At 74.2% G+C, this 24,459-nt stretch carries 14 protein-coding genes; 8 read left to right on the top strand and 6 right to left on the bottom strand.

Annotated elements, in window-relative coordinates:
• Positions 1–403: 403 nt before the first annotated feature.
• Positions 404–9,805, top strand: a complete 9,402-nt coding sequence (locus EDD28_RS06970) for a DUF5979 domain-containing protein (RefSeq protein ID WP_170169377.1) — start codon at positions 404–406, stop codon at positions 9,803–9,805.
• Between the two features lie 357 nt (positions 9,806–10,162).
• Here the strand turns inward: EDD28_RS06970 and EDD28_RS06975 are convergent, their stop codons facing one another.
• Entirely contained in the window at positions 10,163–11,044 is an 882-nt protein-coding gene (locus tag EDD28_RS06975; protein ID WP_123738948.1) for an LmeA family phospholipid-binding protein, read from the bottom strand.
• Complete coding sequence (ybaK, locus tag EDD28_RS06980) at positions 11,041–11,643, bottom strand: Cys-tRNA(Pro) deacylase (RefSeq protein ID WP_123738949.1); 603 nt, start codon at positions 11,641–11,643, stop codon at positions 11,041–11,043. Before ybaK ends, EDD28_RS06975 begins: the two co-directional genes overlap by 4 nt.
• A 33-nt stretch (positions 11,644–11,676) precedes the next feature.
• On the opposite strand from ybaK, the gene EDD28_RS06985 reads away from it, so the two are divergent.
• Positions 11,677–12,936 (top strand): glycosyltransferase, encoded by a 1,260-nt coding sequence (locus EDD28_RS06985; RefSeq protein ID WP_123738950.1) that lies wholly within the window; start codon positions 11,677–11,679, stop codon positions 12,934–12,936.
• A gap of 69 nt (positions 12,937–13,005) precedes the next feature.
• Here EDD28_RS06985 and EDD28_RS17900 read toward each other — a convergent pair whose 3' ends face one another.
• Positions 13,006–16,572, bottom strand: a complete 3,567-nt coding sequence (locus EDD28_RS17900) for a DEAD/DEAH box helicase (protein WP_245967950.1) — start codon at positions 16,570–16,572, stop codon at positions 13,006–13,008.
• Between the two features lie 99 nt (positions 16,573–16,671).
• On the opposite strand from EDD28_RS17900, the gene EDD28_RS06995 reads away from it, so the two are divergent.
• Complete coding sequence (locus tag EDD28_RS06995) at positions 16,672–17,451, top strand: phosphatase PAP2 family protein (protein ID WP_211339132.1); 780 nt, start codon at positions 16,672–16,674, stop codon at positions 17,449–17,451.
• A 60-nt stretch (positions 17,452–17,511) separates the two neighbouring features.
• Here EDD28_RS06995 and EDD28_RS17295 read toward each other — a convergent pair whose 3' ends face one another.
• Positions 17,512–18,432, bottom strand: coding sequence for a DUF308 domain-containing protein (locus EDD28_RS17295; protein WP_170169378.1), 921 nt, complete (start codon positions 18,430–18,432; stop codon positions 17,512–17,514).
• Positions 18,433–18,595: 163 nt separating this feature from the next.
• On the opposite strand from EDD28_RS17295, the gene EDD28_RS07005 reads away from it, so the two are divergent.
• A complete protein-coding gene (locus EDD28_RS07005; RefSeq protein WP_123738951.1) occupies positions 18,596–19,927 on the top strand; it encodes a sensor histidine kinase in 1,332 nt (443 codons plus the stop codon).
• Entirely contained in the window at positions 19,920–20,609 is a 690-nt protein-coding gene (locus EDD28_RS07010) for a response regulator transcription factor (RefSeq protein WP_123738952.1), read from the top strand. Before EDD28_RS07005 ends, EDD28_RS07010 begins: the two co-directional genes overlap by 8 nt.
• A gap of 33 nt (positions 20,610–20,642) precedes the next feature.
• On the opposite strand, the gene EDD28_RS07015 is transcribed toward EDD28_RS07010, so the two are convergent.
• The gene (locus EDD28_RS07015; protein ID WP_123739985.1) at positions 20,643–21,629 is read right to left on the bottom strand and encodes an aldo/keto reductase; all 987 of its coding nucleotides are present in this window, start codon (positions 21,627–21,629) and stop codon (positions 20,643–20,645) included.
• Positions 21,630–21,832: 203 nt separating this feature from the next.
• Between EDD28_RS07015 and EDD28_RS07020 the strand changes: the two genes are divergently transcribed.
• Complete coding sequence (locus EDD28_RS07020; RefSeq protein ID WP_123738953.1) at positions 21,833–22,504, top strand: TM7S3/TM198-like domain-containing protein; 672 nt, start codon at positions 21,833–21,835, stop codon at positions 22,502–22,504.
• A 9-nt stretch (positions 22,505–22,513) separates the two neighbouring features.
• Here the strand turns inward: EDD28_RS07020 and EDD28_RS07025 are convergent, their stop codons facing one another.
• Entirely contained in the window at positions 22,514–22,834 is a 321-nt protein-coding gene (locus tag EDD28_RS07025; protein WP_123738954.1) for a glutaredoxin domain-containing protein, read from the bottom strand.
• A 94-nt stretch (positions 22,835–22,928) separates the two neighbouring features.
• Between EDD28_RS07025 and EDD28_RS07030 the strand changes: the two genes are divergently transcribed.
• Both EDD28_RS07030 and EDD28_RS07035 read left to right on the top strand, forming a co-directional pair.
• Entirely contained in the window at positions 22,929–23,354 is a 426-nt protein-coding gene (locus tag EDD28_RS07030; protein WP_123738955.1) for a thiol-disulfide oxidoreductase DCC family protein, read from the top strand.
• Between the two features lie 87 nt (positions 23,355–23,441).
• Positions 23,442–24,299: a universal stress protein gene (locus tag EDD28_RS07035; protein ID WP_123738956.1), complete on the top strand. Its 858-nt coding sequence runs from the start codon at positions 23,442–23,444 to the stop codon at positions 24,297–24,299.
• Positions 24,300–24,459 lie beyond the last annotated feature (160 nt).

The raw sequence follows: 24,459 nt of genomic DNA on the forward strand, positions 1-24,459 counted from the left end.
GCCCGCAGACCGCCCGAGCGCGCCTCGAAGCATCCCTGCCCCGCGACGGGCTCCCGCGATGCCTCTCGGGCGACGCCAGTAGCCCCGGAACTCCCGATCGAAACGTCGTCGTTCGGCGATGAGATCCCCTCCAAAAATGGCAAAGAGGCGCCGTGAAAAAAAGTTGCGAGCCGATTTGGGAAAGATGAAGGTGTGTGCTCAGATTCGGGTGATTCACCCACCCTTTCACCCACCCCAGGTCACACGCAGGTCTCAGGGGTGGTTTTACGGGGTTCTCGTTGACTGGGCTCTGAGGGCCCTCGGATGCTGAGCGCAGCGTCCTTGGGGGAGGACGGCGACGGGGGACTCTGACCGGCCTGTCGACGGCCTTGGCGCGGCATCACGTCGTTGCTGAGGGAGAATCATGAGACACGCCACATCGGCCCCATCCCTGCGTTCGCGCATCGGAGCGCGTCCCCATCGATGGGTCTCGATACTGACGACGGCGGCACTCATCCTCGGCGCCGCGCCCGTCGTGACGGCCCTGAGCCTGCTGGGTGCGCCCGCGCCCGCCGAGGCCGCGACCATCACGGTCTCGGCCCCGCAGGCGCGGATGGACACCCACTACGGGTGGACGGGGGCGACCGGGTCGTCGAACGCCGCGAACGGTGACCGGTACCGCTTCGGCTCGGCTCCGACCAGCACGACCACCGGCTTCATCAGCAACACCGGCGGCTTCGCCGGGAACGGGAGCAACGGCGGCTTCGGCGGGACCTCGCCCTACTACGCCGACGGCAACACCGCGTGGGTGTCCAACGGCACGACCGCGTGGACGGCGCACGGCTACGACAACAACCCCTCCGCCTCCGAGACCCGCCTCCACCTGAGCGACCAGAGCGCCATCGGCTTCGAGCCGGCGAGCCTCACGCAGGTCGAGACCGGCCAGATCTTCAACCTCGGCCGGATGGTCCACAGCAACAACCCGGTGACCGTCACGAACGACTGGTTCCAGGGCGACCTCGACATCCGGTTCATGGGTGCCGACATGTCCTACCGGTGGCGGATGAACGAGACGCCCAACAACTGCTCCGGCGCGAACTGCTCCGACGACCTCACGGACTTCCTCAACCAGGTGAGCAACCAGACCGTGACCAGCGGCGGTCTCACCTACACCCTGGTCGTCCGCGGGTTCACGGCGCCCAACTCGGGCAGCACCGGGTGTCAGGCCAACCCGACCACGGTCAACCCGATCAACCAGTTCCGCACCGTCGAGGGCACCCGGACCTACGGGTGCCTCTACGCGTCCCTCGAGCAGGTCCGCCAGGTCACGGTCAAGAAGGTCGTCGCCTCGCCCTACGGCACCGCGCCCAACCAGAGCTTCGCCTTCACCAGCACCTCGACCCTCGCCGGTTCGCCCTGGTCGGCCCCCGGCACCGCGAGCCTGACGAGCAACGGCACGTTCACCCGCGCCTACAACTCCGGCGAGCAGATCACCATCTCCGAGGGCGCGCAGAGCGCTCCGTGGTCGTTCACGAGCCTGAGCTGCGTCGACGGCACGGGCGCCGCGATCGGCACGGTCAGCGGCCAGACGGTCACGATCCCGAGGGGATCGACGGCGAGCAGCGCCGCCGCGGCCCCGATCACCTGCACCTACACGAACACGTACACGCCCCGGGCGACGCTGACCCTGGTGAAGAACGTGACCGCGACCGGCCAGCCCACCCCGCAGGCCGTCCCGGCCGACTGGACGCTGCGGGCGCAGGGTCAGGGCACCATCTCCAGCCAGTCCATCTCCGGCCCGGGCAACTCGGCCGCCGTGACGAGCCAGAGCGTCATCGCCGGCACCTACGTGCTCAGCGAGACGCCGAACAACCCCGCCAACACCGGCGGCTACGTCCAGGACGGTGACTGGATCTGCACCGCCGGCACCGTCAGCACGACGGGCGGCGTCACGAGCGTGACGCTCAGCCACGGCCAGAGCGCCACCTGCACCGTCAAGAACAAGTACCAGACCGGCTCGCTCAGCCTGACCAAGACGGTCACGGGCGGCGGGTACACCGGCGGCACGACGAAGGGCTTCGACGTCCAGTACAGCTGCGTCGCCGACGGCCGGACGGTCAGCGGCACGCGCACCCTGTTCCCGGCCGGCGCCAACGGCACCGCCGGCTCCGCGGTGGTCGTCACGAACCTCCCGGCCGGCGCCACCTGCACGGTCACCGAGACGCCGCCGACCGGCGGGCTCGTCAACTCCTCGTGGGTCTGGGCGACGGCCGCCTTCAACCCCAACCCGGCCGTCGTCGTGATTCCGGCGGGCGGCACGGCCTCGGTCAACGTCACCAACCCGACGTCGCAGAACCTGGGCTCCTTCACGGTGAACAAGGTCGTCTCGCCGCGGGCCGACGTCCCGGCGGCCGGCTACACCGGCGGCAACACCCGCCAGTTCCCCTACAGCTACGTCTGCACGATCGGCGGCGTCGAGACCAAGTCCGGCAGCGGCACGTTCTCGATCGGCACGCCGATCACCGTCACCGGCGTCCCGGCCACCTCGGTCTGCGTCGTGACGGAGGGCGCGCTGTCGACGGCGGGCGGCGACTTCGCCGACGGCTCCTACGCCTGGGACGGCAGCTCGGGCGCGGTCACCCTCGACCCGATCCCGGTCAACGGCTCCCGGACCGGCACGATCACGAACTACGTCAAGCGGGTCTACCAGAACCTGACGCTCACGAAGACGGTCCAGGGCGGCGGCTACATCGGCACGGGTGAGCCGTTCTCGGTCGTCGTCACCTGCGGCCAGGGCGCGAGCGAGGTCACCCGCACGGTCAGCCTCGCCTCCGGCGGCTCGAAGACCGTCCAGGTCCCGGCCGGCGTCGCCTGCACGGTGGTCGAGCAGACCCCGGCCGACACCCTGCTCGAGGACGCGTACTCCTGGCAGGCTCCGACGTACACCGGCCTCACGTCCGGCGTCGTGACCGTCCCCGTCGGGCAGTCCCGCACGGTCGGCGTCACCAACACGTCGTTCATCGACAAGGGCCGGATCTCCGTCACCAAGGACATCGCGCACTACGCCGGGGCGGTCGCGAACGGCACGACGTTCGCCGTCCAGGTCGCCTGCGGCACCTCGCCGGCGATCCCCGTGACCCTCACCTGGACCGGTGGCGCCTCGGACACCTGGACCTCGGACCTGCTCCCCGTCGGCACGCAGTGCACCGTGACGGAGAGCAACCCGAGCGGTGGGCTGGTCGACGCGAGCTACGCGTGGACGCCCGCCCCCGCCGCCCAGCAGGTCGCAGTCCCGCAGAGCACCCAGCCGACGCTCGTCACCGTGACGAACGACATCACCCGCGTCCGGGCCCCGTTCACCATCCAGAAGGTCGTGAACAAGCCCGCCGGCGCTCCCACCACCGGTGGCTTCTCCGGCACGTACTCCTGCGTGTACGGCGAGGACGGCCCGGTGACCGGCACGTGGACCGCGCCCGCCGGCGGCGGCGCCGCGACCCTCTCGCCGGCCGCCAACGTCCTGCTCGGCTCGGTCTGCACCGCGGTCGAGACGACGCCGACCAACCCGACCGACCCGGCCTACACCTGGACGGTGCAGCAGCCGGGCAGCACGCCCGTCACGACGACGGCCGGCGGCACCGCGACGGTGACGAACACGCTCAACCACGGCACGGGATCGTTCTCGGTCGCCAAGAGCGTGACCGGCGGCGCGGCCGGCACGGCGTTCGCCGACGACAGCTTCGGCTTCTCCTACGTCTGCACCCCGCAGACCGGTGAGCCGATCTCGGGCAGCCTCGCCTTCAAGGCCGGCCAGTCCCAGTCGGTCGCCGACATCCCGAACGGCAGCACCTGCGTCGTCAAGGAGACCTCGACGCCCGACCCGATCGACCCCTACCGCTGGGACGGCGTGACGTTCGCCGGCGCCGGGGGCAGCGCCTCCGACGGCGGGTGGAGCTTCACGACGCCAACCGACGGCGCCAGCGTCACGGTCACCGCGACCAACGCGATCTCCAAGCGCTTCGGCAGCGTCGCGGTCGCCAAGCAGGTCACGGGCGAGACGGCCGGCTTCACCGGCGGCTCGACGGCCATGTTCCCGGTGGTGCTCGTCTGCGACGGCGTCACCTACGGCCCCGAGACCATCGCCAACGGCGGCTCGACCACCTTCTCCGGCATCCCGCTCGGCGCGAGCTGCGCGGCGAGCGAGCTCGCCTTCTCGGGTGGCCTGGCGAACGGCTCGTTCGCCTGGGAGCTGGCCGTGATCGGTGACGACGTCACCGTGACGACGGAGAACGGGTCCTCCGGGACCATCGCGGTGAAGAACCCGATCCGGCGCGTCTACGCCCCGGTCCAGCTCACCAAGGACCTCCAGGTCGGCGACCTCGTCGACGTCGTCGACCCGACGACGCAGTTCGACGGCGAGTGGACCTGCGTCTACACGGGCGCCGGCGGCACCACGAGCGTCACCGGCACCTGGGCCGGCACCGACGCGACGGTGAACGACGGCGGGTCCGCCCAGACCCTCACCCGCGGCGGCACGTCCGCCACGACGACCGACGTCCTCGTCGGCTCCGTCTGCACGCCGACCGAGTCGACGCTCGGCGCTCCCTCCACCGACCCTTCCTACGCCTGGGACGACGCGACCCTGACGCCCGCCACCGTGACGGGCGACGGGATCGCGACGATGACGGTGGTCAACACGCTGCGTCGCGACACGGGCGACGTCGTCGTCAAGAAGGTGCTCACGGGCGAGGTCGCGGGCGTCACGTCCGGCACGACGTTCCCCGTCAACGCGATCTGCCGGTTCGGCGACCTCGCGGAGACCTTCACCGGGAGCCAGAACCTGACCGCCGGCGGTGACTTCGTCACCCTGATCTCCGGGGTTCCCGGCGGCTGGACGTGCGAGATCACCGAGGGTGCCGCGACCAACCCCGACGGACCGGCCCTGCGGGACGCGTCCTTCGCCTGGGGCGACACCACGATCGAGCCCTCCTCGGTCACGGTCGCGGTCGGTCGGAGCCAGCAGGTCGTGGTGACCAACGACGTCGAGCGGGTGCTCGGCCGGTTCGGCATCGCCAAGACGCTGCGCGAGGGGACGCCGGAGCCCTCCGACGCCACCTTCTCCGGTGCGTACCTGTGCACCTACGACGCCGACACGACGTTCACGGGCACCTGGTCCGTCGACGGGACGGGCGCCGCGACCCTCACGCCGGTCACGCCGGCGGGCGTGACGTCGTTCCCGCTCGGCACGACGTGCACCGTCACGTCCGAGGACGAGCTGGGCACGAACGAGTTCCTGCCCGACACGTCGTGGGCGTGGGACGCGCCGGACCTCGGCGAGGAGGTGACGGTCGCCGCCGGCGTCACGCCGACGATCACCGTGACCAACGCCGCGCACCGCGTGTTCACCGACCTGTCGGTCACGAAGGTCTACGCGGGCGACGCAGCGGCCCTCGCCGACGACGCCACCGTCACCGGGGCCTGGGCCTGCTACTACCCGGCCGACTCCGACACGCGGGTGGCGGGCGGCACGTGGTCGCTGCCGGCCTCCGGCGGGACCGTGACGCTGGCGACGGCCGACCCGGCCGACGACGGCGACGACGTCCCCGCCGAGTCCCGGTGCACCGTCACCGAGGACACCCTGTCCGACGACCTGCTCGTCAACTCCTCGTGGGCGTGGGCCACCCCGGCCTACGAGCCGGCCGCGACCGGCGGCGCGAGCGGCGAGGTCACGACGGCGGTCGACGAGACGGCCGACGTGACGGTGACGAACGACACCAGCCGTGTGCTCGGCGCGTTCACCATCGTCAAGCAGGTCCAGCGCGACACGCGCTCGCAGACCGTCACGCTCGACGCCGGCCTCGGCTACTCCGGGACCTGGACCTGCGAGCTCGGCGACGAGAGCTGGAACGGCACCTGGGGGCCGATCCCCGACGGCGGTTCCGTCGTGGCCAGCGACATCCCGCTGGGCGCCACGTGCACCGTCGCCGAGGGCGAGCGCATCGCCCCGGTGGCCAGCGACGTGTCGGTCCAGTGGCTCCCGTGGTCCGCGAACGAGGTCGTCGTCGAGTCCGTCGACCAGCGGCCCGTCTCGAGGGTCACCAACCCGCTCGTGCGGCTCGCGGGTGCGTTCACGGTCTCCAAGACCGTGAGCCAGCCGGACGGCGGCTACGTCGCCGACAGCACGTTCGACTTCGAGTGGCGGTGCACGGCCGACAACGGGGACCTCTACCCCGCGGACGGCCCGGGCTCCTTCACGCTCGCGGACGGCGGGACGTTCAGCGCTCCGGACGGCATCCCCGTCTCGAGCGAGTGCACCGTGACCGAGGTGGGTCTGCCCGACCCGTCGCACACGTCCTACACGTGGAGCACCTCGGCGCAGCTCACCGAGAACGGTGTCGTGGCCGACCCGACGGACGGCGCGAGCACGACCTTCGAGCTCGGTGACGTCGCGACCGACGTCACGCTCGCCGCGTTCACCAACACGCTGACGCAGCACACCGGGACGTTCACGGTGAGCAAGTCCATCGTCTCCGCCGGCGACGAGGTCCTGCCCGACGTCGACGGCCTCTCCTTCGACGTCACCGCGTCGTGGACCGACCTCGCCGGGGACGCGCAGTCCGAGATCCTCACGATCCCGGGCGACGGCACGCCGGTCTCCGGCCCGACCCTCCCGATCGACACGGAGGTGACGCTCGCGGAGACCTCGGTCGACACGGCGCCTGCCGGGTGGCGGTGGACCGGGACGCCGACGTTCACGATCGGCGGCGAGACCGCTGACACGTTCGTGGTCGCCGAGGAGACGGCGGCCGAGGCCGTCGTCACCAACACCCTCGAGCGGGAGAAGGGCACGTTCACGGTCGGCAAGGTCGTGAGCAACCCCGACGGCGTCGGCAACCTGCCGGGCAGCTACAGCCTCTGGTACAGCATCGACGGCGCCGAGCCGGTCGAGGTGCCGCTGGCGGCCGGGGCGACCTCCGCCGCGATCACCGTCCCGACGCTGGTCGACGTGACCGTCTGGGAGACCGCGCCCGGCGCGGTGCCCGGCGGCTCGTGGGGCACGCCGACCTGGACGCTCGACGGGGTGTCGACCACCCCGGCGGAGGACGGCAGCGTCACCTTCCAGGTGCCGGCCGACACCGGCGTCGCCGCGGTCGTGACCAACCCGATCCGGTCCGTCCCGGTCGACGTCGACAAGACCTACGTCTCCTCCTCGCTCGACGCCGACGGCGTCTGGACGGTCGTCTACGACGTCGACGTGACGAACGGCCACGAGAGCGACACGGCCCTCTACTCCCTGGTCGACACGCTCGAGTTCGGTGACGGCATCACGGTCACCGGCGCGTCGTGGACGGGCCCGGGCGACGAGGACGGCGGTGCGTTCGCCGACGGCGCGACCAGCGCGACGCTGGCGACCGACCGGCAGCTCGCCGCGGGTGGCCTCGACTCCTACGTCGTCACCGTGACGGCGACGATCGACCCGGCCGCCTGGACGTCGCAGGACAGCCAGCTCGAGTGCACCCGGACCGAGGAGGGTCGCGTCGGCGGGTTCCTCAACCGGGCGACGGTGAGCTGGCCCGGCGGCTCGGACGACGGCGAGGACTGCGGGACGCCGACGCTGCCGACGATCGAGAAGGAGTTCGTCTCCGCGACCCAGTCGACGACGGACGCGACGAGGTGGACCGTCGCCTACACGGTGACGGTGACCGGCGGCGACCAGGACACGGTGTACGACCTGGCCGACGTCCCGGGCTTCCCGGCCGGCGTCACGCTGGGCACCGGAACCGCGCAGCTCCTGCCCGACGGTCCCGTCGTCACCATCGCGGGTGACGGGACGATCGCGACGGACGTGGCGCTCGCGGCCGGCGAGGTCCACACCTACCGGGTGCTCTGGCCGGTGACGATCGTGCGCGACCCGGCGCCCGGCCTCGCCGAGTGCGGCGAGGTGCCGACGCAGGGCCACGGCTTCTTCAACGAGGCGGCCATCACGGTCGGCGGCGTCGTGATCGACGACACCGACTGCGGCCCGATCGACGAGCTGGTCGTCCCGAGCGTCACCAAGACGGCGACGAGCACGACCGAGGGCGAGGACGGGGTCTGGACGGTGACGTACGACGTCACGGTCACGCTCCCGACCGACGAGGAGACTAACCCCAAGGGTCTCGCGGCGGCCTACGACCTCGTCGACACGCTCGACTTCGGCGACGGCATCGACATCGAGTCGGCGGAGTGGACCGGCCCGGGCGACGCGGCGGGTGAGTTCGAGGGCGGCAGCGCCACCCTCGCGACCGGTGTGACGATCACGCCGGGCGACACCCCGCACGTCTACCAGGTGACGGTGCGCGCCACCGTCCCGGCGTCGGTGTTCGACGCGGGTCTCGACCGGTGCGTCGGCGGCGAGGGCGAGGGCGGCTCCGGCTTCCTCAACACGGTCCAGCTGTCCTCGGGCGGCGTCGACGTGGAGAAGGAGGCGTGCTCGGAGCCGAAGGCCCCGACCATCCAGAAGACCGGCCAGCAGGCCGTCGAGCACGAGGACGGGTCCTGGACGATCTCCTACCTGGTGACGGTCTCGCACGAGGGTGAGCCCGGCGGCGAGGGCGAGGCGGGCGACCCCGACGTCGTGTTCACGCTGAAGGACAGCCCGGTGACCCTGCCGACCGGCGTCACGCTCGTCCCCGGCACCTGGCACGCGGCGGCCGAGTCCGACGACGCGCCCGCCGTGGTGGACGCCGACCGACCGGCCTCGGGTGACTGGACGATCGCGACCGGGTCGCTGAAGCCGGGGCAGAGCTACACCTACCGGGTGAGCGCCGACGTCACGGTCGCACCCGTCGCCACGGGCAGCGACCCGTACGAGCTCGGCGAGTGCCCGGACGTCGAGGGCGGCGGCGGGATCGTCCTGCGCAACGTGGGGATCGTCGGGTCGGGCGCCTACGAGGCGGACGACGACGGCTGCACGACCGTGCTCCCGCCGCAGGCGTGGGCCCTGGCCAAGACCTCGGACCCGGCCTCCGGCTCCACGGTCCTGCCGGGCGCCACCGTGACGTACACGCTCACGGCGACCAACACGGGTCAGCGACCCGTCGTGGGCGCCGTGGCGCTGGACGACCTCACGGGCGTGCTCGACCACGCCGAGCTGACCCAGCCGCTCCCGGCCGGTCTCACGCTCGACGGCTCGACGCTCACGTGGACCGTTCCGGACCTGCCCATCGGGGAGTCGGCCGCGGTCAGCTACACGGTGACGGTGGCGAAGGACGCGATCGGTGTCACGCTGGTCAACGTCGCGACCCCGGGGACGGGCGGCGAGTGCATCGAGAGCTGCACGACCGACCACCCGACGCCGCGGTGGACGATCAGCAAGACGTCCGACCCCGTCTCGGGCAGCACCGTGACGAAGGGCCGCACGATCACCTACACGCTGACGGCGACGAACGTCTCCGACGCCGTGGTCTCCGGGGCGAAGGGCGTCGACGACCTCTCCGGCGTCCTGCCCCACGCCACCCTCGGCACCCTGCCGAGCGGGGTGACGGTGTCCGGCTCGACGCTCACCTGGTCGATCCCGGACCTGGCGCCGGGTGAGTCCGCGACGGTCAGCTACAAGGTGACGGTCGGCTCGGTGACGAAGACGACGACGCTCAAGAACGTCGTCGCCCCGGTCGGTCCCGGTGGCGAGTGCTCCGGCACCTGCACCACCACGCACACGATCAACCCGCCGCCCACGCCGTTCATCCCGGCGCTCGGCTCCAGCGGGATGCTCGGGCTGCTCGGGCTGGCCCTGCTCCTGCTCGCGGCAGGCGCGACCATGGTGCTCCGCCCGAGGCGGCAGCACTGAGGTCGTGACGGCCACGAGGTCCGGACCGGGCGGCTGAGCCGCCCGGTCCGCCGGGCCCGTCGGCCGAGCTGGTGGGGCAGCGCTCGGGGGAGCGCGCGCCACGGGTCGTAGTCCCCCCTGACGACCCATCCTCGACCGGCCCCCCACGCCGGTCGAGGAAGCTCGGCCGGCGGCCCCGTCTCACGAGGCGGGGTTCTCTGGGGTTCGCGGCCCGTTCGGGCCGGGACCCCGGCGCACCGCCCCGTCGCGGTCAGGCGACGGGGCGGTGGGCTGGGCGGCGGTGGGGTTGCCGCCGCCCAGCCCAGGGGGGCCGATGGCCGATGGCCGGTGGTTCGGGGGGCGGGCGTTGCCGAGCGGTCAGCCCAGCGGGAGCTGGACCTGCGATCCGGACAGCCGGACGCGAACGCCCCCGTCGATCATCTCCAGGTCGTCCAGCGAGACGCCGGCCGGCAGCGCGTCGAGCGGGACGGACAGCTCGCCGAGCATCTCCAGCAGCCGGTCGCCCAGCCCGAACGGGATGTCCTTCGGGGCGATGACGACGCCGGCCAGGCGGACGGTCGCGACGTCGAGGTCGATCGCCCGCTCCGCCGCCGACGGCACCAGGTCGACCCCGATCGTGACCAGGCCCAGGTCCGCGTCCACCGCGACGCGCCCGCCGTCGACCGTGACCGTCAGCGCCTCGGCGACGTCGCTCAGGTCGCGCTCGGCGAGCTCGCGGTCGAGCAGCGTCTGGAGCGTGGCCGTCGGGATGACCGCCTCCGCCTCGACGCTCGTGATCGTGCCCGTGGTGCTCGTCGGCACGCCGTGCGCCCGACCCGTGACGTCGGTGAGCAGGAGCCCGTCGACCGTGAGGCTCGCGGCGCGCAGGTCGACGTCGTCGAGCGATCCGGACGCGACCTGGGTGAGGAACGGGAAGCCGTGGAGCGTGACGTCGACCTCGCGCGCGCCGAGCTCCTGCGTCACCAGCGACTCGGCCTTGCTGGTCGCCCAGGCGAGCGTCGCGCGGTCCGCGCCGATCGCCAGCGTGAGGAGCACGACGATGCTCACCACGACGGCGAGGACCGTGCGGCCGCGCCGGTGGCCACGGGGTGCGCGCTGGCCGGTGCGGGTGTCGGTGGAGCGTCCGGGCGAGGGGTCGACGGACCGCCCGGGCGAGCGGCCGGTGGAGCGCCCGGGCGACGGGTGGCCGGGGAGCTCGTCGAACGGGATGGCGCGGGTGGGGTCGTCGGAGGAGGTCACGGGGCTCCGATCTCGGCGTACTCGCCGCCGGTGAGCGTGAGGAGGTCGTCGGGCGCCAGCTCGACGCTGAACCCGCGCCGCCCGCCCGAGACGAGGATCGTCGGGGCGAGGACGGCGGACAGGTCGAGGAAGGTGCGGTGTCGCGTCCGCTGGCCGAGCGGCGAGATCCCGCCGACGACGTAGCCGGTGCGCCGCTGCGCGAGCGCGGCGTCGGCCATCGCGGCCCGCTTGCCGCCGGCCGCCGCGGCGAGCGCCTTGAGGTCGAGGCTGCCCGAGCTCGGCACGACGGCGACCACGAGCTCGCCGTCGACCTCCGCGAGGAGCGTCTTGAACAGCCGCTCCGGGGCGACGCCGAGCTTGACCGCGGCCTCGCTGCCGAAGCTCGTGGCGCGGGGGTCGTGCGCGTAGGTGTGCGCGACGAACGGGACGCCGGCCGCCGTGAGCGCGAGGGTCGCCGGGGTCGCGGCGCCGTGGTCGGCCCTCCGGCGGTGCGTCGTGCCCTGCGGGTCGGCCGTCTGTCGGTCGGCCGTCTGCTGGGCGGCCGTCTGCTGGACGCGCGCGACCGTGCGCGTTGTCCCGTCCGCACCGCTGCTGCTCACGCTGCCAGGCTAGTGGCCGACAATGGGGGCACCATGGCCGTCCAGCTCGCCCCCGGCACCCGCATCGGGCTCGTCTGTCTGCACACCGATCCCTACGCGGCGCCCGGCTCGGGCGACGTCGGCGGGATGAACGTCGTCGTGCGGCAGACGGCCGCGGCGATGGCGCGGCTCGGTGCGGAGCTGGACGTCGGCGTCGAGGTGGTGACGCGCCTCGCCGACGCGGCTGCTCCGCGGCGCGAGGTGATCGACGGCGTGACCGTCCATCGGCTCGCCGTCGGACCGGCGCGCGCCGTGCCGAAGGGGGAGCACGAGGCGTTCGTCGCGGAGTTCGGCGAGCGGCTGGCGGAGCTCGGACCCTTCGACGTCGTGCACTCCCAGCACTGGTTCTCCGGGGCCGCGGCGCTCCCGGTGGCCCGGGACTGGGGCGTCCCGCACCTGCAGTCGTTCCACTCGATCGCCGCGCCCGTCGGGGAGTCGCTCGCGCACGGTGAGCGCCCGGAGTCGCCGGGACGGCTCGCGGGCGAGGCGATGCTCGCGCGGGGGAGCGACGGGATCATCGCCGTCAGCCACGCCGAGCAGGCGACCGCGGTCGCGCGGCTCGGCGCGGATCCGTCGCGGGTCCTGGTGGTCCACCCCGGGGTCGACGCGGAGCTGTTCCGACCGCGGCACGCGGACGAGTGCGGGGCTGTGGACGAGGGCGGGGGTAGGGATCGGCCGCGGCTGCTGATCGCGGCTCGGCTCGAGCCGCTGAAGGGTGTCGACCTGGCGATCGAGGCGCTGGCCGAGCTGCGGGAGCTCGCGGCGTGGCCGGCCGGGGGCAGGCGACCGGTCCTGCGCGTGGCGGGCGGCGCGACGGCCGACGAGGCGTTCGTCGACTCGCTCGTCGAGCTGGCGCGCCGGCTGGGGGTGGCCGACGACGTCGAGCTGCTCGGTCCGCGCAACCGCGTCGAGCTGGCGGAGGAGATGCGGGCGGCGACGCTGGTGCTCGTGCCGTCGCACTTCGAGACGTACGGTCTGGTCGCGCTGGAGGCGTCCGCCAGCGGGGTGCCGGTCCTGGCGAGCGATGCCGGCGGGCTGCGCGAGTCGGTCATCGACGGTGAGACGGGGGTGCTGCTGGCCACCCGGTCGCCGCGGGCGTGGGCGGAGGCCGTGGGAGGGCTGCTCGCGGATCGTGAGCTGCGTGAGCAGCTCGGCGCGGCGGGCCGGAGGCTCGCGCTCGGTCGGAGCTGGACCGGGGCCGCGCGGTTGACCCTCGCGGCCTACGCCGAGGCGATCGCCCCCGCCCCTCGCTGAGCGCACGTCGCTGGTTGGGCGACCGGCCGCGGGACGGCCGACAGGGCTGACCGGCGGGCGGGGTGGACGTCAGGCGAGCAGCCCGCGCAGGTCCTCCGCGCTGAGCTTTCCCGCGCCGCGGCGTGCGCCCTGACCCGTGCTCCGGCCCGCGCCGGGCCTGACGTCGTCGCCGGTCTCGTCCAGGACCCCGGCGACCAGCGCCCGCTTCGCCTCCTGCAACGCCATCACGCGCTCCTCGATCGTGTCGGACGACACGAGGCGGTAGACCATGACCGGTCGCTCCTGGCCGATCCGGTGCGCGCGGTCGACAGCCTGCGCCTCGGCCGCCGGGTTCCACCACGGGTCGGCGAGGATCGCGTAGTCGGCCATCGTGAGGTTGAGCCCGACCCCGCCCGCCTTGAGGCTGATGAGGAACACCGGGTCGTCGCCCTCCGCGAAGCCTCGGATGACGTCGGCCCGCCGGGTAGTCGCCCCGTCGAGGTAGGCGTAGCCGAGCCCCGCCTCGTCCAGGCGCGCGCCGATCATCCGCAGGTACCGGGTGAACTGGCTGAACACGAGCACGCGGTGTCCCTCGGCCGCCGCCTCCTCCAGGAGCGGCAGCAGCACGTCGAGCTTGGAGGAGGGGACGTCGTCCGCCTGGTCGTCGACCAGGGAGGCGTCGATGGCGAGCTGACGCAACCGGGTGAGCGCCGCCAGGACCTCGACGCGGTTGCCCTCGAGGTCGTCGGCCAGCCGGAGGATGCGGCGCCGCTCGCGCTGGAGGTGACGGTCGTACAGCCGCCGGTGCGCCGGCGCGAGGTCGACGTGCAGCACCTGTTCCTGCTTGGGCGGGAGGTCCCGCGCGACCTGCTCCTTGGTCCGGCGCAGCAGGAACGGCCGGATCCGCCGACGCAGCCGGGCCAGCAGCGACCTCGCGTCCGGCGACTCCCGCTCGATCGGCCGCCGGTACACCTCGGCGAACTGCTGCGGGCTGCCGAGCAGGCCGGGCGCCGTCAGGGTGAACATCGCCCACAGCTCGGAGAGGTCGTTCTCCATCGGCGTGCCGGTGATCGCGAACGTGACGGGCGCGCCCAGCCGACGGGCGCTCGCGAACGCCTTCGACGTGTAGTTCTTCACGTTCTGCGCCTCGTCCAGCACGACCCCCGCGAGGTCGAGCGCGGCGTACTCCTCGGCCTCCAGCCGCAGCAGCGCGTACGACGTCACGAGGACGTCGACGTCCGCGGCCAGCTCGGCCAGCGTCTCCTCGCGGCGGGCCCCCGTCGAGCTGACGACGGCGACGCGCAGCCCCGGCGTGAACCGTTCCGACTCGGCGGCCCAGTTGGGCACGACGGACGTCGGCGCGACGACGAGCCAGGGCCCGCGCGGTCTCGCCGGCCCGGCCGGCGACGCGGCCGCACCCTCCCCGCGGGCGTCGTCGTCCCGGCCGGCCGGCGCGCCGGGGTCGGTGCGCTCGTCGAGGATCATCGCGAGCGTCTGGACGGTCTTGCCCAGGCCCATGTCGTCGGCGAGGACGCCGCCCAGCCCCGCTCGGCGCAGCGTCGCCAGCCACTCGTAGCCCTCGCGCTGGTAGGGCCGCAGCGTGGCGGCGAGGCCCGCGGGCACGGGTGGCGGGGGCTCCGGCTCGCGCTCGCCGTCCGCGTGGTCCGCGCCGCCCGCGGCCGGGCCGAGCGCCCGACGCCGGACCGCCTGCAGCCACGCGTGCTCGGCCTCCTGCACCACGCCGAGCGCCAGCAGCTCCTCCCACCACGAGGAGTTGATCCGCGGCACGCGCAGCGCGGCGCGCCGCCCGTCGGCCAGCGCCCGCGACTCCGCGATGAGCTGCCGGAGCTGCTCGAGCTCCGGGACGTCGAGGGAGACGTAGCTGCCGTCGGGAAGGAACAGCGTGCTCTGCCGCGTCCCGAGTGCGGCGATCACCTGGCCGATCGGCACCTGGTGACCGGCCACCTCCATCATGACCTCGAGCTCGAACCAGTCCCGGCTCTCGCGCGCGACGGCGATCGTGACGCTCGGGGCGCCGCCGGACCGGTAGCTGGGCAGGTCGTCGTGGTGGATCACGACGCCCGCGTCCGTCAGCGCGGGCAGGAGCTCGAGGAGCCGGACGACCGCCATCCCGGTGACGGTGGCCTCGGGCAGCAGCGCGGGCGTGCCGCGGCGACCCTCGGGCACCAGCAGGAGCTCCGGCAGGCCGCCGGTCGCCGCGTCCTGCGCCGCGGTGGTCGGCTGCGGCTCGGTGCTCGGCCCGACGGTGGTGCTCGGCCGGGCGCCGGTCCGGTCCGGCCCGGCCGCGTCGTCGGCGTCCTCGTCCGAGCCGGCGAGCACCGCGCACACCCGCGCCAGCACGTCGGCCTCGGCGGCACCGTCCCGCCCCGACTCCGGCGCGAACCGGGGCTGCGCGACCACGGGGAGCCAGGTCTCGGCCGGTGCCTCGTCATCCTGCCCGTAGACCCAGCCCCAGCCGAGCACCGCCCGGGGCGGCGTCGCGGGATCGCCCCGCTCGGTCAGCCGCACCCCGAGGTGCAGCGTCGGCGTCGGCGGCGGGGGTGGCTCGTACGACCCGTCCGGCGAGCGCCAGCCGTGCGCCGCGAGCCGCGGGGCGAACTCGCGCTCGAACTCCTCGCGCTCGTGCGCCGGCACGCGCACGGCGCCGCCCTCGTGCAGCGCGGCCCAGGTCTGGCTCGCCGGCTGGTCGAGCGCCGCCAGGTGCGTGCCGCGCTCGTCCACCCACACCAGGCCGTGCGGCGGATCGCCCACGAGCACCGACGTGCTCATCTCACCCGCCGCCGGGTGCTCCAGCGCCGCGTGGAGGGTGAGGTCGGCGTCGTCGTCCTCCATCACCGCGAGGTCGGCCCGTCCCGGTCGCGTCTCGAGGACGACGCCCGGGACGTCCTGCCGCGCCCCCTGCCCGACCGCGCGCGCGTCGACGAGCTGCACGCCGCTCGCCACGACCTCGCGCAGCGCCGGCCACAGCTCCGCGAGCGCCACCTGGTCGAGCTCGAGGACGTTCGGGTCGGCGTGGTAGCGGTCCTCGACCGTCGTGAGCCGGCGCAGCCGCTCGAGGGCGGTGAGCTGGGCGCGGTCTGCACCGGGCAGGTGACCGGACCGGATCGTCGACCACGTGACGCCCGACTGGACCCAGCGGGTGCGCTTGCCCGAGCGGACCGGTCGGGCCGTGACCCGGCCGGTGGCGAACCCGTACCCGAGCCGACCCCCCTGCCCGGGCGGCGTCACCTGGATCGCGAGGGCCAGCTCGACCTCGGCCGGCTCGGCCGTCGGCAGCGCCCGCTGGAGCACCGCGCGCCACTGCGGCCCGGCGCGACCGCCCGTCGGCCCGCCGGCGTCGCGAGCGATGGAGTCCTCCTCGAGCGCCGTCAGGAGGAGGGCGACCGCGTGCTTGCAGTCCATCCGCACGGGGCACGAGCAGACGCCGTCGAACTCCTGCAGCACGTCGTTGCGACTCATCGTGAAGTAGACGTTGGCCTGGTAGACGGTGCCGCCGCTGCCCCGGCAGACCCCGGCGACCCAGCCCTCGACCGGGTCGTACTCCGTCACGGTCGCGCGGTGCTCCTGGGCGTACGCCAGCCCACGCTGGTAGGACCCGGGTCCGACCAGTCCGAGGAGCTCGATGAGTTGGCGCACGGTTCGAGGGTAGGCGGCCCGACCGACATCGACCGGTCGTCCACAGGCGTCCGTCCACAGGCCGTCCGCGAGGCGCGCGGCCGCGGTTACGGTGGCTCCATGTCGTCCTCCTCACCACCTCCCGGCGCCCTCGCCGCGCCCGCCGACGTGCCATCGCCCGCGGCGTCGGAGCCGCCCGTGACGGCACCGGTGTCGCCGACGGCTCCCAGCGCTCCCAGCGCTCCGGTCGGGTCGGTCCGTCGGGTTGCCGGCACGGCGGGCGCCGTCCTCCTGGCGCTCGCGGTGCTGCTCGGGCTCCAGCTCCGGCTGCACGACGGCGCGCCCGTCGCGCTCGACCTCGGGGCGTCGACGTGGGCGGCCTCGGTGCGGGCGGCCGCCCCGTGGACGGAGACCGTCGCGCTGTGGCTGAACTGGGTCGGGGGCGGCTTCGTCGCCATCTGGGTCGTGCCGGCCGCGATCCTCGTCGGTCTCCTGCTCGCCCGCCGGTGGCGCGGGGCCGTCACGACCGCCGTCGCGCTGATCGTCAGCGCCGGGGCGGTTCAGCTCGTCAAGAACTCGTTCGACCGGGTCCGACCCGAGACCACGCTCGTGACGAGCGACCACGGCTCCTTCCCGTCCGGCCACACGGCGAACGCGGCGACGCTCGCGGTCCTCGCGGTCGTGCTCGTCCCGCCGGCCTGGCGCCGGTGGACGGCGCTCGTCGGGGCGCTGTGGGTCGTGGTGATGGCGACCAGTCGGCTGATCCTGTCCATCCACTGGGCCACGGACCTCGTCGGCGGGGCGTTCGCTGGGCTGGGGGCGGCCCTCGTCGTCGTCGCCCTCCTGCCGGCGGGCCGACGGATCCGGCTGCCCCCGCCCGGCTCTCCCGGCGGTCGATGACGGCCGGCGGTGCGGTGGCCGATGACCACGGCACCGCCGACCGCCGGGCGGCCGCGGCGGTCAGCTCGTGGCGACGAAGACCGGGTCGACGAACATGCCAGGGGAGACCCGCAGGACGCCGCCGCCGTCGGCGGGGACCTGGAGCACGACGTTCCCGGTGTCGGTGCCGCCCTGGAACAGCTCGGCCATGCCGAACATCGGGTCGGGCGCGACCGCCATCGAGTCGGCCCGCGTGACGACCTCGCCGGTCGCCGTCACGTAGTCGACGCCGACCATGAGCGAGGTGCTCGAGTCAGCTCCGGTGTACGTCGCGGAGACGCCGACGACCGCGTAGACCATCCCGTCGGCCGGTGGCTCGTTGAACTGGTTGGCGGCCAGCACGGCCTCGGTGGCGTCGAGCTCGAACGACGTGATCGTCACGTCCCACTCCGAGCCCGACACGACGGACCCGAGCGGCGCCGGGTTCTCGCGCGTCCCGACCTCGGCGGCCGGCGCGTCGTCGCCCCCCGCCCCGTCGCCGTCCTCGGAGCCCGCCTCGTCGCCGCTCTCCTCCCCGTCCGGCGACGCGGGCGCGTCCGACTCGTGCGACGTCTCCGCCGGGGAGACGGAGGAGTCCGTGCCGCCGAGCGCGTCGTCGACCGCCGCGCTCACGACGACGAGGAACACGATCGTCGCGATGATCGTGCCGACGATCGACAGGACGATCGCCCAGGTCCCCGGCTTCTTCGACCCCTTCTGGAACAGGCTCACGACGCCGAGGACGAACCCGACCGGCAGGAGCACCCAGCCGACGATGAGCGCGCCGGGGATGCACGCGAAGACCAGGCCGACGATCGCCGCGACGAGTGCGATCCGACCGATCGTGCTGCGGGCAGGGGTCGGGGCCGGTTCGGGCTGACGCGTCGGCGGCCCGCCGGGCGGCGGCGTCAGGGGCGGCGTGAGGGGATGGTCGGGTCCGCTGGGGGGAGGCTGCGCCGTCATCGCGGGGCTCCTCGTCTTCTCGGTGTGGCCCCGGCCGGTCGGCCGGGCTGTGACGTCCTCGAGCCTCCCGGCGGATCGCCGCCCGGCGCCTCCCTCGACCGGCTGGAGCGCGCTGCCCGGTCGGGGGAGGCAGAGGGTCGGTCCGCGCTCATAGGGTTCCGGCATGACGATGAACCAGCCGGGGCCGGGGCTCGTCGCCGTCCCCTCCGGCGCGCGCGACGTGATCCCACCGTCGCCGGTGCGCCGAGTGCTGAGCGTGGCGGGGACGGTCGCGGCGGTCGTGCTGGTCGGCTTCCTCGGACTGTCGTTCGCGGTCGTCCCCGCACCGCCGACCGACGGAGATCTCCCGCCCCTCCTGCTCTGGCACATGACGGGCGCCGCGGCGGCGGTCGGGGCCGCCGTCGCGATGGTGTGGCGCTCGTCCCGTCCCGTCCCGGTGCTGCTGGCCACGGCGGCGGCCACCCTCGTCCTGCCGATCGGGCCGCTGGCCCCCGTCGTCGCGCTGCCCTGGGTCCTCGCGCGCGGCTCGCGCCGGACGATCGCGTGGGCGATCCCGCTCACCGGCGTTGCCGTGGCGGTCGCGCTCGGCTACGACGCGGTGCGTCCCGGGGACTCGGCGCTGCTCGCGCTGAACGACGAGGCGGGGGCTCCGGTCACCCCGTCCGCCGTCGCTTACGCCGTCATCGGGGTCCTGCTCCTGGGCGGTGCGGTGCTCGCGGGTCTCTGGCGGCGCTCGCTCGCCGCGGTCGGCGTCGCGCAGGACGTCGCGCAGGAGGCGGTGCAGCACTCCGTCGAGCTGCGGCGGGAGCTGACCCGCCAGGAGGAGCGCGAGCACATCGCGCGCGAGATGCACGACACCGTCGCGCACCACCTCTCGCTGCTGTCGCTGCACGCCGCCGCGCTCGAGGTGACGTCGCAGGACCCGCTCGTCCCGGACGCCGCGCGGTCGATGCGCTCCTCTGCGCACCAGGCGCTGGAGGAGATGCGCGGGCTCATCACGTCGCTGCGGGACTCCGCCGACGGCGGCTACACCGGCGCACCGCCGACGCTGGCCGACCTCGGCCGGCTCGTGGCCGACGCGCGGGCGGCCGGGGTGGAGATCGCGGCCTCGATCGACGTCCCAGCCCCCGGCGCCGGCGTCCCCGAGGTGCCCGTCGCCGTGACGCGGGCGGTCTACCGGATCGTCCAGGAGTCGCTCACGAACGCGCTCAAGCACGCGTCGGGCTCGGGGGTGAGCGTGCAGGTCGAGGCGGCGCCGGGCCGCGGGGTCAGCGTCGCGGTGGTGAGCTGGTTGCCCGTCGACCGGGGGGCGCGCGACGCCGGGGTCGACGATGCCTCGCGCCTCGCCTCGCGGCCGTCGCTCGGAGCCGGGGCTGGTGCCGGGATCGTCGGCATGCGCGAGCGCGCGACGGCGCTCGGCGGCTCGCTGGCCGCGGGTCGTCACGCCGACCTATGGGTCGTCCGCGCCTGGCTGCCCTGGCGGATCGATGGCTGAGGACGCAGGACCGGCGCGCGGGCCGGTGGCGCCGACCCGCGTCGTGATCGTCGACGACGACGCCCTCGTGCGCACGCTCCTCACCCGCATCCTCGGCGCGGCCGGCATCGAGGTGGTCGGTGAGGCGGACGACGGCGACGGGGCGGTCGAGGCGGTTCGCGTGCACCACCCGGACGTCGTGCTCATGGACCTGCGGATGGCTCGGCTGAACGGGATCGAGGCGACCCGCCTCGTCCGCGAGCTGCCCGGGGCGCCCGGCGTCATCGCGCTCACGTCGTTCGACGCTCCGACGGCCGTGCTCCACGCCGTCGCGGCCGGCGTCGCCGGGTTCCTGGCCAAGGACGCGGCGCCGGAGGAGATCGTCGAGGCCGTGCGACAGGTGGCCTCGGGCGCCGGGGCGCTCTCGCCGCGGGCCGCCCGCGTCGTGCTCGGGTCGATCCAGGACTCGACCCACGAGGTCGTGCGACGCGAGGCGGCCGCCCGGCTGCGCGGGCTGTCGCAGCGCGAGTGGGACGTCGCGACGGCGCTGACCGAGGGCCTGTCGAACCCGGACATCGCCCGGCGCCTGTTCGTCAGCGAGGCGACCGTGAAGACCCACATCCAGAGCGCCTGCCTCAAGGCGGGCGTCGAGGGCCGGGTCCAGCTCGCGGTCCTGTGCGCCCGCGCGGGCGTCGGCGTCTAGGTCGAGCCCGACGCCCGCGCGGGCACCGGCGCGCTAGACGGCGAGCGCCTCCTCGACGGCGGCGAGCTGCTCGGCCGTCAGCTCGGGGGCCGTCGCCGCGGTCACGGTGTCGCGGAGCTGCGCGGCCGACGAGGCGCCGACCAGCGCCGACGTCACGCCGCCGGGACGGAGGATCCAGGTGATCGCGAGCTGCGCGATCGTCTGCCCGCGCTCCTTCGCGGTCGGCGCCAGCGCCCGGACCTTCGCGAGCCGCTCCGGCGTGATGTTGCGCTCGGAGAAGTACCGTCCGTCGTGCCCGGCGCGCGAGTCGGCCGGGATCCCGTCGAGGTAGCGGTCGGTGAGCAGCCCCTGCTCCAGCGGGGAGAACGCGATCGAGCCGATGCCCTCCTCCTCCAGGACGCGCAGCAGCGAGCGGGAGTCGGTCGAGTCGTGCGCGCCGGGCTCCTCGATCCAGCGGTCGAGCATCGAGTAGCGCGGCTGGTGGATGGTCAGCGGCGTGCCCAGCTCGCGCATGATTCGCGCGGCCTCCGCCGTGTCCTGCGCGTTGTAGCTCGAGATGCCGACGTAGAGCGCCTTGCCCGAGCGGACGATCTGGTCGAGCGCGCGCATCGTCTCGTCGATCGGAGTCTCCGGGTCGCGCCGGTGGGAGTAGAAGATGTCGACGTACTCCAGGCCCATCCGCGCGAGCGACTGGTCGAGCGAGGAGACGAGGTACTTGCGCGAGGAGCCGTCGCCGTACGGACCGGGCCACATGTCGTAGCCGGCCTTGGAGGAGATGAGGAGCTCGTCGCGGAACGGCCGCCAGTCGGCGGCGAGGTGGCGTCCGAAGCTCTCCTCGGCCGCGCCGTACGGCGGGCCGTAGTTGTTCGCGAGGTCGAAGTGCGTGACGCCGAGGTCGAAGGCCGTGCGGAGGATGTCGCGCTGGGTGCGGCGGTCGGCGTCGTCGCCGAAGTTGTGCCACAGGCCGAGGCTCACGCGGGGGAGCTTGAGCCCGCTCGCGCCCGAGCGGGCGTACGGCATGTGGTCGTAGCGGTCGGGGGCCGGGGTGTACCGGGGGAAGTTGTCCACGTTCACAACCCTAGGCCGCCCGCCGCCGACGCGGCTGCCCGCACGGCCGTGCCCGCCGGTCGTCGGACCTCGCCGGGATCCCCCGTGATCTCCCCGGACCCAGCCCGGCCCTCGCCCCCTGTCCCCGCGGGGGGCCTGCCGCGTACCGTTGGGCCATGGATCTCGCCGCCGACGTCCTCGCCACGTCCGTCGTCGCCATCGTCGTCGGCCTCGTGCTGACGTTCTTCGGCTACGCCGTGCTCCGGTTCGCGATCGCGCTCTACGGCGCGCTGCTCGGATTCGTCCTCGGGGCCGCGCTGATGGGCTCGATCACCGGCACGGGCTTCCTCGCGACCACCGCCGTCTGGATCACCGCGATCGTCGGCGCGCTGATCCTCGGCACGCTGGCGTTCGCGTTCTACCAGGTCGCCGTGCTCGTCGTCCTCGCGGTCATGGGGTTCGCGCTCGGCGTCGGTCTCGTCCAGGTGTTCTGGGGCGGCGCGCCGGACTGGCTGCTGTGGGTGGTCGGCATCGGGCTCGCGCTCGTGCTCGTCGTCATCGGCATGATCGGCGACCTGCCGGCGGTCCTTCTCATCGTCGTCACGTCGTTCGCGGGCGCCGAGGCGGCGGTCGCCGGCGTCATGGTCCTGGCGGGCGTCATCGACCTGGCGCAGCTCGAGGAGGCGGGCAGCGCGGCCGCCCTCGACCACGGCGTCCTGTGGTCGCTCGTCACGCTCGCGCTCGCCGTCGTCGGCATCGTCGTCCAGCTCGGGGCGTGGAGTGCCCGCCGGGCGCGGCTGGCCCGCGAGACCGCGGTCGGCGGCGCGGCCGCGGACCGCGCGTCCTAGCCGCCGGGCTCAGTCCCAGAAGCGGATCCCGAGCTCGCCGAGCCTGGCCGCGACGTCCGCGTTGCTCGGCTCCACCTGGTGGCTGCCGTCGGAGTAGACGACGACGGGGATGTTCGTCCGCCCCGAGATGGCCCGCGCCTCCTCGGCCCGCTCGGGCTCGGCGACGAGGTCGACCCAGGTGAACGGGACGTCGAGCGCCCGGAGCTGGGCCTTGGTGCGGCGGCAGTCCCCGCACCAGTCGGCACCGTAGACGAGGACGCTGCCGTCCGGCGGCGGCGTGGTCGGCGGCGTGGTGGGTGAGGTGTCGGGGGAGGGCGTGGGCTCGGTCATCCCGTCATTGTCCGCCCCGCCCGGGACGGTCCCGTCGACGTGGGCTCGGTCACCACTCCGTGACCTCGCGACCGCGGCGCGGCATGCTGGGGGCATGAGCGCACGGGCCGGAGTCGTCGTCATCGATGGGTACTGCGGCGTCTGCGCCCGCAGCGCCGACCTCCTCGTGCGCCTCGACCGTCGCGCGCACCTCACGATCGTCCCCTCCCAGGAGCTCGGCGCCCTCGACCGGTACGGGCTGACTCCGGGGCAGGTCGCCGCCTCGGTCTGGTTCCTGCCGCGCCCGGCCGACGGCGGGCGCGGCGGCGGTCGGACCGCCCGTCCGGTCGGCGGTGCCCGCGCGGTCGGCGCCGCGCTCGACACGGCCCTCGGCATCCGCCTGTTCGAGCCGATCGCCGGGGCGCCGCTGCTCGGCCGGGTGATCGAGCGCGGGTACCGGTGGGTCGCGGCCAACCGGCGCCGTCTCCCGGGCGCGACCCCCTGGTGTCATCGCGTCGACACCTGCGCCGAGCCGGCCTAGTCCGGGACGGAAGGCCCCACCGGCCAGCTCCCGACGGCGGTACGGTCGAGGTGAGACCGACGGAGCGAACCCAAGGAGGGGATCGACATGTCCGAGTCCGCACCCACCGCATCGGTGAGCACCATCCTCGTCGGGGTCGACGGGGGAGTCCCCGCGTGCCGCGCGCTCGAGTGGGCGCTGCGACGGGCGAGTCACACGGGTGCGCTGGTCCGCGCCGTGTGGGTCGACGAGGAGCGGGGCCACTCCGACGAGCCCGTCACGGCCAAGGCACTCGCCTATCAGCTCGAGCGCGCCGCCGCCGCGGCGGGCCTGACGCCGGCGTCGACCCCGACGGTCGAGCAGGAGCTCGTCAGCGGCGACGTCGTCGACGAGCTGCGCCGCCGCGCGAGCGAGGCCGACCTCCTCGTCATCGGGACGAACTTCCACCACGGCGTCATCGGGTGGTTCAGGGGCACCCGCGCCCTCACCCTCGCCGCGGACGCCTCGGTGCCCGTCGTGGTCGTGCCGGACGTCGAGCTCGACGGCCGCGCGGACGTCGTCGTCGGCGTCGATGCCGCCGGTCACGCCGACCAGGCCGTGCTGTGGGCGGCCGCCGAGGCCGCGGCCAGCGGGCAGACCCTCGTCCTCCTGCAGGCGACGCCGCTCATGGTCGGCTCGGTCCCCGCCTACGTCGAGGTCGGGAACCTGCACACGGAGCTGGTCGAGGAGGCGCGCGAGGCGGTCGACCGGCTCGCCACCGAGCTGACGGAGCACGAGCCGGGGCTGCGCGTGCGCGGCAACGTGACGACGGAGTGGCCCGTCCAGGCGCTCTCGCAGGCCGGCCGGACCGCGTCGCTCGTGGTCGTCGGCAGCCGCGGGCTCGGTGCGATCCGACGGTTCGTCCAGGGCTCGGTCAGCTCCGAGGTCGTCCTCAGCCTCACCGGCCCGGTCGCGATCGTCCGGTAGCCGGCCGGGGTCGCCGGCAGCTCCGGCCGACCCGTCCGGTCGCCGCCGGTCGCCGCAGCCGACGCCGCGCTCGGGACGTCGGCCGGCACCCCCGAGCGTCCGCGGCGTCACCGGTCGCCCGCCGGACACCTCCCGGCAAGCGCGCCGTCACGCTCCGGCC

It is taken from the genome of Salana multivorans (assembly GCF_003751805.1).
GTDB lineage: Bacteria > Actinomycetota > Actinomycetes > Actinomycetales > Beutenbergiaceae > Salana > Salana multivorans.